Origin of the sequence: Clostridioides sp. ZZV15-6598, assembly GCF_020657705.1 — a bacterium.
Taxonomy (GTDB): Bacteria; Bacillota; Clostridia; order Peptostreptococcales; family Peptostreptococcaceae; genus Clostridioides; species Clostridioides difficile_F.
In genome coordinates this window covers 1-11,636 of sequence record NZ_JAGWCS010000123.1, presented here as the reverse complement: position 1 = coordinate 11,636, position 11,636 = coordinate 1, and the positions used below count along the sequence as shown (strand labels likewise).

At 32.4% G+C, this 11,636-nt stretch carries 14 protein-coding genes and 1 riboswitch; of the genes, 9 read left to right on the top strand and 5 right to left on the bottom strand.

Going from position 1 to position 11,636, the window contains the following annotated elements:
- The first annotated feature begins 211 nt into the window (after positions 1-211).
- From KGF50_RS17360 to KGF50_RS17335, 6 genes are all read left to right on the top strand, one after another.
- Positions 212-946, top strand: a complete 735-nt coding sequence (locus tag KGF50_RS17360) for a class I SAM-dependent methyltransferase (RefSeq protein WP_227849224.1) — start codon at positions 212-214, stop codon at positions 944-946.
- Positions 947-1,119: 173 nt separating this feature from the next.
- Positions 1,120-1,296 (top strand): DNA-binding protein, encoded by a 177-nt coding sequence (locus KGF50_RS17355; protein WP_227849223.1) that lies wholly within the window; start codon positions 1,120-1,122, stop codon positions 1,294-1,296.
- The gene (locus KGF50_RS17350) at positions 1,293-1,988 is read left to right on the top strand and encodes a response regulator transcription factor (protein WP_227849222.1); all 696 of its coding nucleotides are present in this window, start codon (positions 1,293-1,295) and stop codon (positions 1,986-1,988) included. The genes KGF50_RS17355 and KGF50_RS17350 overlap by 4 nt, the downstream gene beginning before the upstream one ends.
- Positions 1,966-2,955 carry a sensor histidine kinase gene (locus KGF50_RS17345; RefSeq protein WP_227849221.1) on the top strand — a complete coding sequence of 330 codons (990 nt, stop codon included), beginning with the start codon at positions 1,966-1,968 and terminating at the stop codon, positions 2,953-2,955. Before KGF50_RS17350 ends, KGF50_RS17345 begins: the two co-directional genes overlap by 23 nt.
- An 82-nt stretch (positions 2,956-3,037) precedes the next feature.
- Entirely contained in the window at positions 3,038-3,715 is a 678-nt protein-coding gene (locus KGF50_RS17340) for an ABC transporter ATP-binding protein (protein WP_227849220.1), read from the top strand.
- An 8-nt stretch (positions 3,716-3,723) separates the two neighbouring features.
- Positions 3,724-6,270, top strand: a complete 2,547-nt coding sequence (locus KGF50_RS17335) for an ABC transporter permease (RefSeq protein WP_227849219.1) — start codon at positions 3,724-3,726, stop codon at positions 6,268-6,270.
- Positions 6,271-6,358: 88 nt separating this feature from the next.
- Here KGF50_RS17335 and KGF50_RS17330 read toward each other — a convergent pair whose 3' ends face one another.
- Complete coding sequence (locus KGF50_RS17330; RefSeq protein ID WP_255655050.1) at positions 6,359-6,847, bottom strand: prolyl-tRNA synthetase associated domain-containing protein; 489 nt, start codon at positions 6,845-6,847, stop codon at positions 6,359-6,361.
- A gap of 135 nt (positions 6,848-6,982) precedes the next feature.
- On the bottom strand, positions 6,983-7,165 hold the full coding sequence (locus KGF50_RS17325) for a hypothetical protein (protein WP_227849218.1): 183 nt from the start codon (positions 7,163-7,165) through the stop codon (positions 6,983-6,985).
- Between the two features lie 69 nt (positions 7,166-7,234).
- A riboswitch (cyclic di-GMP riboswitch) is annotated at positions 7,235-7,319 on the bottom strand.
- Between the two features lie 281 nt (positions 7,320-7,600).
- Between KGF50_RS17325 and KGF50_RS17320 the strand changes: the two genes are divergently transcribed.
- From KGF50_RS17320 to KGF50_RS17310, 3 genes are all read left to right on the top strand, one after another.
- Entirely contained in the window at positions 7,601-7,984 is a 384-nt protein-coding gene (locus KGF50_RS17320; protein ID WP_227849217.1) for a PBECR2 nuclease fold domain-containing protein, read from the top strand.
- Positions 7,985-8,529: 545 nt separating this feature from the next.
- Positions 8,530-8,913, top strand: coding sequence for a YtxH domain-containing protein (locus tag KGF50_RS17315; protein ID WP_227849216.1), 384 nt, complete (start codon positions 8,530-8,532; stop codon positions 8,911-8,913).
- A gap of 2 nt (positions 8,914-8,915) precedes the next feature.
- Positions 8,916-9,269: a hypothetical protein gene (locus KGF50_RS17310; RefSeq protein ID WP_227823929.1), complete on the top strand. Its 354-nt coding sequence runs from the start codon at positions 8,916-8,918 to the stop codon at positions 9,267-9,269.
- Positions 9,270-9,429: 160 nt separating this feature from the next.
- On the opposite strand, the gene KGF50_RS17305 is transcribed toward KGF50_RS17310, so the two are convergent.
- The 3 genes from KGF50_RS17305 to KGF50_RS22415 all read right to left on the bottom strand — a co-directional run bounded on the left by KGF50_RS17305 (position 9,430) and on the right by KGF50_RS22415 (position 11,132).
- The gene (locus tag KGF50_RS17305; protein WP_227849215.1) at positions 9,430-10,221 is read right to left on the bottom strand and encodes an N-acetylmuramoyl-L-alanine amidase; all 792 of its coding nucleotides are present in this window, start codon (positions 10,219-10,221) and stop codon (positions 9,430-9,432) included.
- A gap of 124 nt (positions 10,222-10,345) precedes the next feature.
- Positions 10,346-10,789 carry a deaminase gene (locus KGF50_RS17300; RefSeq protein ID WP_227849214.1) on the bottom strand — a complete coding sequence of 148 codons (444 nt, stop codon included), beginning with the start codon at positions 10,787-10,789 and terminating at the stop codon, positions 10,346-10,348.
- Positions 10,790-10,997: 208 nt separating this feature from the next.
- Entirely contained in the window at positions 10,998-11,132 is a 135-nt protein-coding gene (locus KGF50_RS22415) for a hypothetical protein (protein ID WP_009889851.1), read from the bottom strand.
- Positions 11,133-11,636: the final 504 nt, after the last annotated feature.

The window sequence follows — 11,636 nt, the reverse complement described above, 5'->3', positions numbered from 1 at the left end:
TTTGTAAATTAAGATATAAAATTAAAACAATAATATTTTTATATAAATTATGTAGATATAAAATCTATTAATAATAGACATTAAATTAATTCATATAAACAATAATTTAATTCTATAAATTTAAAAATATTTTATGTAAGGTAGTGAAAATTTACATTTTATATTCTAACGAATATAGTTAAACAAGTACAGTTAAAATGGAGGAAATTAAATGAAACAAAATAAATATGACAATGATGAATTTTTTGACAAATACAGTAATATGGATCGCTCTAAAAAAGGGCTTGAAGGTGCTGGAGAATGGCATACTCTAAAAAAAATGCTACCTGATTTTAAAGGAAAGCGAATATTAGATTTAGGGTGCGGTTTTGGATGGCACTGTCAATATGCAGTTGAAAATGGTGCAGAGTCTGCTATTGGAATTGATATTTCAGAAAAGATGCTAAAAGAAGCAAGAAATAAAACCAAATTTGATAATATAAAATACATATGTATGCCTATTGAGGATATTGACTTCCCAAAAGATTCATTTGATGTAGTAATTAGCTCTTTGGCTTTTCATTATATTCAATCATTTGAAGATATATGTAAAAATATAAGCAATTGTCTTTCGAGGGGAGGAGATTTTGTATTTTCGGTTGAACATCCTATATTCACTGCATATGGTACTCAAGAATGGTACTGTGATGAAGATGGAAACAATTTACACTGGCCAGTAGATAACTATTTTACAGAGGGACTTCGAAAATCAAATTTTTTAGGGGAAGAAGTTATAAAATATCATAAAACATTAACTACTTATCTAAATACTTTAGTTAAAACTGGATTTGAGATATTAGAAATCATTGAACCTCAACCAGAAGAGAAATTATTAAATACAATTCCTGAAATGAAAGATGAATTACGTAGACCTATGATGTTACTTGTTTCTGCAAGGAAAAAGTAATAAAAAATAGTAGAATTTTGGTTGCAAGTGATTATGGATGAATTGGCACAAATTTGGACATCTTTAGTCTATATGGTAGATTGAACTTCTTTCTATGCTTATGTTTTTGCTTTATACCTCAACTTGTATATTTCCATTAAAATAAATATAATAAAGCAATGGAGGTGTTATGCATGGATTATATAACAACAAAAGAAGCAGCCAAAAACTGGGAAGTTGCATACAGAATGGTAATGTACCATTACTCTGCTGGGCAGATTAAATTAGCTAAAAAAAAAGAAATACTTGCCTTATTCTTGTTGACAGACAATAGTAGGAGCAGGGATGTAAAGGATGGTGAAAATAAATGAAACGTATATTTTTAGTTGAGGACGATAAGGCAATCGCTAAAAATCTTATACTTTTGCTACACTCGGAGGGATTTACAGTTACCCATGCCCCTACTCGTGGTGAAGCCATTGCCACGCTTGCCAGTAATAAATTTGACTTAGCGTTGATTGATATTTCCTTGCCTGATGGAAATGGCTTTACAGTTTGTACGGAAATCAAAGAAATGCAAGATATTCCTGTTATCTTTCTGACGGCTTCCGGAGATGAGGCGAGTGTTGTCACTGGACTGAACATAGGCGCAGATGACTATATCACCAAGCCTTTTCGTCCCCGTGAATTGATTGCACGAATTGGAACTGCCCTACGAAAAAGTGGACGTTCGGAATCAGCTTTTGAAATCTGTGGGCTTCATGTCGATATGGCAAGTGGGGTTGTGAAAAAAAACGGCAATGAGGTTTTTCTTTCAGCTTTAGAATACCGCTTGTTGTTGGTGTTTATTAGTAACCCAAAAAGTATTATCACAAGGAGTAGACTACTCGACGAATTATGGGATGCGGCAGGTGAGTTTGTAAATGACAATACATTGACTGTGTACATAAAACGTTTGAGGGAAAAGATAGAGAGCGATCCAGCAAGCCCACAAATAATTCTGACTGTTCGTGGGACAGGGTATAGATTGGGGGGCGGGTATGCTTCGGAACAGAGAGTTTAAACAATTTATAATTTTATTTTCTTTAATGGCCATCACTACTGTAACACTTGGATTTGTAATAAATACGATGGCGGGAATCCTTACCATTGCTTCTGTTGCTGCCTTTGGCACAGTGTTTTTCGCCTTTACCAAAGCCCGATATAAAAGCATTGCACAGATTTCAAATCAAATCGATCTTGTGCTTCATAATGCTGACCATCTGTATATTGGTGAATCGGATGAGGGCGAACTTTCCATTCTGCACAGCGAGATAACAAAAATGACTCTGTGTATTCGAGAACAAAACGATGCGCTGAAAAAAGAAAAAGAACATCTTGCCGATTCGTTGGCTGACATAGCCCACCAACTCCGTACTCCTCTCACATCTGCGAACATTATTATGTCATTGTTAGCAAATAACCCTGATGAAAATGAACGAAAAGTATTGTTGCGAGAAACAGAGGAATTGTTTGTACAGATGGATTGGCTGATTACTTCCCTATTGAAATTATCTCGTTTGGATGCAGGCATTGTAGTTTTTAAAAGTGAGCAAATAGATGTGAACAACTTGATATACAATGGACTTCGCCCATTCCTGATTCCAATTGAGCTACACGATATTGCTTTGCAAATAAATGTGCCAAAAGGAATGATTATTCAAGGAGATTCAGGTTGGCTTTCTGAAGCAATTCAAAACATTCTCAAAAATTGTATAGAAAGTGTAGGCGATAATGGTAAGATTGAGATTGTTTGTGAGGATAACCCATTGTTTACTGAGATTGCTATCCACGACAATGGTGTTGGCTTTGAAAAAGAAGATTTACCATGGTTGTTTGACAGGTTTTATCGTGGTAAAAACACAGATGCTACAGGATACGGCATTGGATTGGCTCTTTGCAAGACAATTATAACACGTCAGGGAGGGACTATTACTGCAAAAAATCACCTAAACGGAGGGGCGATATTTGTCATTCGTTTCCCAAAGTGACTAATCTCTCACCTGAAAGTCACAAAGATGTAAGTTGAAAGTTATATTATAGGGGTAAGCCATAAGAAAGGAGACTTACATAATGGAGTTCTTAAAAATTGAAAATCTATGCAAGGTGTATGGTAAGGGCGAGAACCAAGTTACCGCACTTGACAATGTTTCACTCACAATAGAAAAGGGCGAATTTACCGCAATTATCGGTTCCTCTGGCTCTGGCAAATCCACATTGCTTCACATTATTGGTGGCGTGGACGTACCAACAAGCGGAAAGGTGTATTTGGATGGGCAGGATGTATATGCCAAAAGTAATGAAAAGCTAGCCATTTTCCGCAGACGACAAGTCGGACTGATTTACCAGTTTCACAACCTTATTCCCACTTTGAATGTTGTGGAAAACATCACTTTGCCTATACTGATGGACAAGCGAAAGGTCAACGAGGAACGCTTGAATGAATTGATGGATCTGCTTGGCCTAAAAGACCGCAAAACACATTTACCTAATCAGCTTTCTGGCGGTCAGCAACAGCGTGTTTCCATAGGACGCGCTTTGATGAACGCCCCAGCGGTCATGCTTGCTGACGAACCCACAGGCAGTTTGGATAGCCGAAATGGACATGAAATTATCAATTTACTTAAATTAAGCAATAAAAAATATCGTCAAACCCTTATCATCGTCACGCATGACGAAAATATCGCCCTGCAAGCAGACCGCATTATCTGTATATCAGATGGCAAAGTGACGCGAGATGAGAGGAGGTAGATACGGTCATGAACATTTTTAACAAAGTTGCCCTGCAAAACATGAAAAAGAGACGTACACGAACCATTGTAACAGTTATCGGAGTTGTTCTGTCTGCCGCCATGATTACAGCAGTCGCTACACTTGCCGTTTCCCTGCAAAACTATATGGTAAATGGCTCGATTGAGAAATACGGTGATTGGCACGTTGAGTTTTTGGATGTTAATCCTTCTTTCGTACAGGAACAGACAAACAATGATGAAGTTGCAAATACCTCAACATTTGAAAATATCGGCTATGCAACTCTTGATGGTAGCAGAAATCCGAACAAACCATATCTTTTTATAGCTGGATTCAGCGAAAAAGCCTTTGATACTTTGCCTACAACTTTGATTTCTGGTAGATTACCTAAAAACAGTGGGGAGATTCTTGTTTCGGGGAAAGTTGCAACAGACGGTGGTGTCAAATTAGCGGTGGGCGATACTATTTCCTTGCCTGTGGGAAAGCGAATGAATGGAAACGAAAAGCTTAGTCAGAGTGACCCATACACTGCTGGAGATGAAACTCTTGTTTCACAAGGCGAGAGAAGCTATACAGTTGTCGGTACCTGTCGAAAGCCAGTCTTTGAGGACTCTTCCGCACCAGGATATACCTTGATAACCAAAGCGGATGCACAAGTAAAAGCTGACAGTCTTAGCATGTTTGTTACGTTGAAAAATCCACGTCAGGTTCATTCATATATAAGCGACACCGGAGACCATGCTTACGTTTTAAATGATAATGTGTTGCGTTTTATGGGAGTTTCCGACAACAACTTGTTCAATATGCTTTTGTACTCAGTTGGTGGTATTGTGGTAGCTATCATCATGCTCGGCTCAATTTTTCTAATCTATAATTCGTTTAACATGTCGTTGAACGAACGCACACAGCAGTTTGGAATCCTTTCATCTGTTGGAGCCACAGCAAAGCAACTGCGTAATTCGGTGCTGTTTGAAGGTCTTTGCATTGGTGCTGTTGGTATACCGATTGGTGTTGCAGTTGGCATAGTCAGTATTGGGCTTGTGATTTCTGTTATCGCCAAAAATTTCGCAAATGTTCTCTACACCAACGTCCCTTTGACCTTGACATTGTCTATCCCGGCAATCGTCGTTGCAGCAGTGGTCAGCATGATTACCATCTTGATATCGGCCTATATTCCAGCCAGAAAGGCTGCCAGTAAACCAGTGATGGAGTGTATTCGCCAGACGAACGAGGTAAAAATCGAATCCAAAGCCGTGAACATATCAAAGCTGTCACAGCGTATTTACGGTCTGGAGGGAACTCTTGCACTGAAAAATTTTAAAAGAAACAAGAAACGCTATCGTAGCATAGTGCTGTCGCTTGTTTTAAGCATAGTGCTGTTCATATCGACCAGTGCTTTGGTAGCAGATCTGAAACAGGTTTCAAATCAGGCATCAGAGGTTACTGACCAAGATATCATTTTTTCCACGCAGGATATGAACGACAGCAAAATGCTGCAGCTTTACAATAAGCTGAAGACTGCCAATGGTGTTTACGAAGGCTTGTATCAAGAACTTATGACTTATTCATGCGTTGCTAAAGTAAGTGAACTTACAGATGATTACTTGAACTATGAGGGATCACATTCGTCATATGAAACGGTTGATATGCCAGTAGATATGCAGTTTCTTGATGACAGCACTTATCTGAATATTATCAAAGGTTTGGGATTGCCTATAGAAGAATATACTGGGCAAAATGCAAAAATGATTGCTGTTTCCATGATGGTGAAGGATGACCATACTATTGATATCTTCACGAATTCTTCTATGAATGTTGACCTTACTCCTAAAACTGATGAAAAATCGAAGATGGTCAATAAGCAAAATGTAAACATTACATTTGTAAAAGTCGTGCCACCCGATTCTCCACCAGACAACAGAAACTCCAAGATGAAGAAAGCCTACTTCAGGGTACTGGCACCTTATTCAGTCAAAAATGCGTTTGAGACTCCAAATGCTTCTACAGGAATTAAAAGTCTGAGCTTTCAATCAAAGAATCCAACTCAGTCAGTTGCAGAAATGGAGAAGATTATCGAGAGTGAGGGAATTACTGCCGAGTACAACCTGTACAATATGTATGGAATGATGGACGAGAACCGCAATTACATCTTCATTGCCAACGTGTTCGCCTATACTTTTATCATTATGATCTCGCTAATTGCGGTAGCCAATGTGTTTAACACAATTTCCACTAATATTAAGTTGCGTCGTCGTGAACTTGCAATGCTTCGCTCTGTGGGAATGTCTGAACGCGATTTTCAGAAGATGATGAATTTTGAATGTGCCTTTTATGGCATGAGGGCATTGCTCTTTGGACTTCCAATAGCGGTAATTTCTTCTTGGCTAATTCATAAAGGAATGGTAACGGACGATATAGATTTTGTACTTCCATGGGTCAGTATCGGAATCAGCGTGTTTGCTGTTCTCTTTATAGTGTTCATTACAATGCTGTATGCCACTAGTAAGATAAAAAGAGAAAATATTATTGATGCGCTTAGGGATGATATGACTTAATAGAAAATGTATAAAAAAGGAGATGACTCAAATTTTTATTTTGAGACATCTCCTTTATCTATTTTTTATTATATGTAAGATAATAGACTTATACCTCTACATAGTATATTTCATTTCCATTTTCTTCTAGAAGCCTTTTTAAATCTTCAAATTTTAAAAATACAGTAGCAGTATTGTCATTTGGATGTATACCTATTTTATCCATTTTTAATAAATCTTTATCAAATACAATTTTTACAATAGCATCGGTATCATTTAGTATACCAAAAGGTGTTACAGCTCCCTTAGTAAGTTTTAGATACTTTTCAAGTCTCTCCTCAGAAGCAAAACTAAGAGGTTTACTATCAATTTTTTGGCGTATATCCTTTAAATCTGCTTTTTTATCCTTACCTAATACAACTAAAAAGTGTTCTTTACCTTTAGAATCACGAAGGAATAAATTTTTTACAACAAACTCCATTTGTAGCGTTTTTAATTGTTCCATTTCATCAATCGTATAGACTGCAGGATGATTTACAATTTCATAAGATATATTTAATTCATCCAATTTTTTATATACTTCTTGTTGAGCGTTCATAATTTCCTCCTATTGGCAATTTATTTGATATATAAAAATAATATTATCATAGAAAACTTTAAAAGAAAATATTTTTATTAAATGAAGCAATAGATTAACCCGAAAAAGCAACAATCTAAAGATTGTCGCAATTTTTTAAACCAACCCACATTCACATAATAGTATCATTATCCTGTGTAGACAAAATTCTACTATACTTTCGCCATATTTAATTATAAAATCTTTTAATTGTGTCTCAATAAATGAACAATATTCTTTTATATTAGCGATATATGCAGTCATTATATGAATACATTCATCGCATTTATCTTTAAACACTTTACTACCTCCCATAAATAAAAAGATACTAAAAAGAGTATCTTTCATAACAAAAAAAGTTTTTCTTTTTTCGGCAACTGGCTGGCTTGATTTTTAAATTTTAGCCCCTATAGCTTTGCGTCACTAGATTTCCCTAGTTTTGCCTAATTTTATTTTAATTCTTACTATTATAATAATTCAGAATATATATATTTTCAAGTAAAAAATTATATATATATAATATAAGCTTAAAAAACTAAAAATTTTCCAAAAATAATTTGAAAATAGAGTCTTAGTTACCATTTATAAATCATATAAAAAGAGGTTATATAAAGTCAGATATGAAAAAACTATATTATACTATCTTTTCTTTTTCGAATAAACTATACTTTAAATATAGATATTTAATTTTAATAATTTTAGCAGTAAATTATCTTAGAAAGGAATGTGCTTTATATGTCTACAGACAAAGTTGTTGGAATCATAGATGAAGAATTAGCTGAACTCGCTGGAATTAAATATACTGGTAAAATTTATGCTTCTTCTGGTGTTATAAAACATATAAAGAAAAAACATAGAGGTCAATTAAGTAAAGACATTTTTAACGATATACTAGAAACTATAAAAACAGTGCTCAAATCTCCTGAATATATAGGAAGTCATCCTAAAAAACCTGGTAAAAGTGTAGAATTTGTAAAAAAACTTGATGATTATATATTAGTCGCTACAGAACTAGATACAAAAAAGGGATATCTATATGTCTCTTCACTATATGCCATAAAAGAAGCAAAATTAGAAAGTAGAATTAGTAGTGGAAGAGTATTACAATATGATAGTTAACATAATATTATTAATTTTTCCTAAAGTATTGAAAAACATTATAAAATAAGTTATAATATAAATATATATGTAAATATTTATTAATTAGATTTGAGGTTGGAAAAGGCACCCAATACGCTGCTTATAAAGGTAGTTAATAGAGATGCAGGATACGCCGCCCTGCCAAATCTAATTAAATTTAAAAGAGAGGATTAATTCCTCTCTTATTGTTTTTTTAAAGTAATTTATTTAAAAGGATGAAAAAATATGGGGATATTTAGCACAAAAGAAATAAGATGTTTAAACGCTAATAAAGAATTGTATTTAGAAACTGTATCAAAATTTTTAATAGACAGCGAAAGAGTAGAGGACTTATATTAAAGAGTTTTTCAGATATTTATATCATAGAGTTTTTGGAACGTGATTTAGGATTCTTATTATCTATATATAAATAAATATTAGAAAGAATTTTTTATTAGTTTTTAAAAATTTAGTTAGAAACTATATCATTATGGAAAAAAATGTATTATAATATTTAAAAATATCATAATAAGGAGCGATTGGATATGAGTTTATCAAAAAAAATAGAAGATAAAAGAAAAGCTAAACAAAAAGCTGAAAAAGCCAAACAGGCTAAAATTGCAACAGCTGGTGTCGTATTAGGAGCTGTTACTGGTGCAGTTGGAGGAGTATTACTAGCACCTAAATCAGGAAAAGAAACAAGAGAAGACATAAAGGATGCATCTCAACAAATTGCTGATAAAATAAACATGAGAACAGTGGATGTAAAAGGTAAGATGTCTGAAAAATTAGAAGACAGAAAAGGAAATTTTATTGAATCAAAGCAAAAAATAAGAAATTATATAGATAATAAAAAACGTGTTGAAGATTCTAGCGAGGAAGATAGAGTAATAGACATTGTTGAACCAGTAAGTGTCACTGAGGAATAATAATGAATAACACAATAACAATTAATATTAGTATAATATATGTATTATTAGCTATACTTGGGTGTATTGCTTTAATTTATTTAATTATTGTACTTGCTAAATTACATAAGATTTTAAACAATGTTGGAAATGTATTAAATGAAAACACTCAAAATATAAATACAACTTTAAATAATCTTCCTAGTGTTGTAGATAGTTTTGGAGAAGTTGGCGAGAATATGAAGGATGTAACAGAAGCTGTTACTGAAGTTACAGCAGACTTCCTTGTTACTAAAGACAGTGTTAAATCAAATATGGATGTCATAGTTGATATATTGACTATAATTAAAAATATTTTTTCAGATAAAAAATATTAATACTATAAGCTTTAGTATTTCTGTGAATTTAAAACTTTACTAAACTAATTTTCCAGAAAATACTTTATAAAGTACAAATAAATAAAGATGTATCTATCGATGAATAAACATAATAAGTAGATACATCTTTTTATTATATATTTATAAAATAATATCTATTTTATAACTTACCTATTTGTCTTAATGCTAATTTTACAGTTTCATATCTATCAGCACCATTTATTATTACATCACCTTTTACAAGATTATTAGCTTCTCCGCCTACAACATAAACTTTTTTGCCTAAACCTTGTTTATAGCTAGATGCTTCTATTACTAAAGCATCTTTCAATTGCCAGTATAAAATTTGAGCAGCTATTTTATCAGCGTCCCCCTTATAAACTATTACATTTTCATACACTTTATCTCCCCCTTGAGAATTTGATATAGATTTATTTAATATTCCTTCTGCTATTAACTTTGCAATTTTATCTTTATTATTAACATAGTAATCTGTATCTGCTTTACTATCTACAAAACATACTTCTATTAGTATCGCTATTGCGTCAGTATTATTAAGCCAATAAAGACCTCTAACATCAGATTTTGCACCTCTATTTTTAAATACTGTAGCTAATTTAGCATTTACCTTTTCTGCGTATGCTTTTCCATTACTAGATTTATATATAGTTTCTGTACCTTCTGGGGATGAAGTTGTAACATTTGCATTAAAATGAATCTGAACAGCTAAATCAGCTTCTTGTTTATTTGCTATGGCACATTGGTCAGCTAGATGATTATTTGATTCATCAACTTTTCCTGTATAAACAGTAGCCCCTCCTAATTTAAGCCATTTAACTATTAAATCATTCATTATTCTTGTTTCTTTACTTTCATTTATATATCCAACAGCTCCTGTACCTTTTCCAGTTAAAGTGTGCCCTGGTATTACTACTACTTTCAAATTATACATCTCCTTTATAATTAAATTTAACTTCTATTTAATATATGCACAATTTAAAATTTTGTTTCTTTTTATACTATAATTGTATAATATAAAATATTTTGTAAAATTACAGAATAATAGGTAGCAAGTATTAAAATTGTAATTTTGTATATAACACATTGCTTGATTGTAATAATCTCAAGGCATATTCATCCACCCTATATCCAGTTTTATAATATATATGTTTAATTCCAGATTGAATTATAGCCTTAGTACAATTTAAACAAGGAAAATGAGTTACATAAATAGAACAATCTTTAACTGATATGCCTTCTTTAGCACAATAGTAAAGAGCATTTTGTTCGGCGTGAATGGTTCTGATACAATGTCCATCTCTTATCTCATGACCAACTTCACTACAGTGATTATCTCCAGATATACTACCATTATATCCAGTAGATACGATTCTGTTTTCTGAATTGACAATGATAGCTCCCACATAAGCTCTGTCACAAGTACCTCTTTCAGCTACTGTCTCACATAATCTCATAAAATACTCTTGCCATGAACATCTATTTTCAAGTTTATTTTCCAAACTAAATCCCTCCAAATCTTATCTTTAGTATATAAGATTTATACCTTAAAAATAGTATTAAAAACAAATTTATTTTACATATAAAAATAAAATTCAAATTATTTTTTTAATAGCTAAATCCTATTTCATTAAACTCTTTTAAAAAACTTTTATCATAAAATATGAAAACTGCCTCAATGAAATCAAGACAGTTTTTTATAATCAAAATTTATAATACAAGTTCATATTTTTCTTTAAATTCTTTTACAGCTTCAGGCCATGCCTTTTGTTCTGTAATACCTTTTTCTTTGGCTATTTTAATTGCAATTTCTCTTATCATTGCAGCTCCTTCTAATATTCCCATTTTCAATCTCCCTTCAAATATCTTTTTGTACAGAATATAAATAGTGCTGAAATTTCTTACATATTACATCTACAATATCTATACAACATATAACTTATGAATTCCTTTTATTTTCATACGCCTTTAACCGACATATAATTATATGCATTAAGCCTTAAAATTATGAATTTGATATTAATTATTTTTTGTTTTTCATATATAATTGTGTGAGTTGCAAAATAGGATAATCGGTATTTTAATTGTTCTATTACTTTATAATATACTCAATAAAAAATAAGATTGTATGACCAATCTCCAGATATTATAGAAAGATGAATTGTGCTATTGGATTTATGTAATAAAATCAGTAAAAATCTAACTTGTTTTACTGATTTTATACACTAAAAACTGTAGGTAAATTTGTTTTATGTTTCTCACAAATATTCCTACAGTTTCAAATATTAAAGTTATATATATTTATAACCTTTTAATTGTATATTTATTTTGTAATATTTATTGCTTACC

Bases quoted from the DNA above. Each gene is read 5' to 3' on its own strand.
- KGF50_RS17330 (WP_255655050.1), bottom strand. From the start codon at position 6,847: ATGAACGCTCAACAAGAAGTATATAAAAAATTGGATGAATTAAATATA.
- KGF50_RS17340 (WP_227849220.1), top strand. From the start codon at position 3,038: ATGGAGTTCTTAAAAATTGAAAATCTATGCAAGGTGTATGGTAAGGGC.
- KGF50_RS17355 (WP_227849223.1), top strand. From the start codon at position 1,120: ATGGATTATATAACAACAAAAGAAGCAGCCAAAAACTGGGAAGTTGCA.
- KGF50_RS17345 (WP_227849221.1), top strand. From the start codon at position 1,966: ATGCTTCGGAACAGAGAGTTTAAACAATTTATAATTTTATTTTCTTTA.
- KGF50_RS22415 (WP_009889851.1), bottom strand. From the start codon at position 11,132: ATGGGAATATTAGAAGGAGCTGCAATGATAAGAGAAATTGCAATTAAA.
- KGF50_RS17335 (WP_227849219.1), top strand. From the start codon at position 3,724: ATGAACATTTTTAACAAAGTTGCCCTGCAAAACATGAAAAAGAGACGT.
- KGF50_RS17350 (WP_227849222.1), top strand. From the start codon at position 1,293: ATGAAACGTATATTTTTAGTTGAGGACGATAAGGCAATCGCTAAAAAT.
- KGF50_RS17310 (WP_227823929.1), top strand. From the start codon at position 8,916: ATGAATAACACAATAACAATTAATATTAGTATAATATATGTATTATTA.
- KGF50_RS17360 (WP_227849224.1), top strand. From the start codon at position 212: ATGAAACAAAATAAATATGACAATGATGAATTTTTTGACAAATACAGT.
- KGF50_RS17320 (WP_227849217.1), top strand. From the start codon at position 7,601: ATGTCTACAGACAAAGTTGTTGGAATCATAGATGAAGAATTAGCTGAA.
- KGF50_RS17315 (WP_227849216.1), top strand. From the start codon at position 8,530: ATGAGTTTATCAAAAAAAATAGAAGATAAAAGAAAAGCTAAACAAAAA.
- KGF50_RS17305 (WP_227849215.1), bottom strand. From the start codon at position 10,221: ATGTATAATTTGAAAGTAGTAGTAATACCAGGGCACACTTTAACTGGA.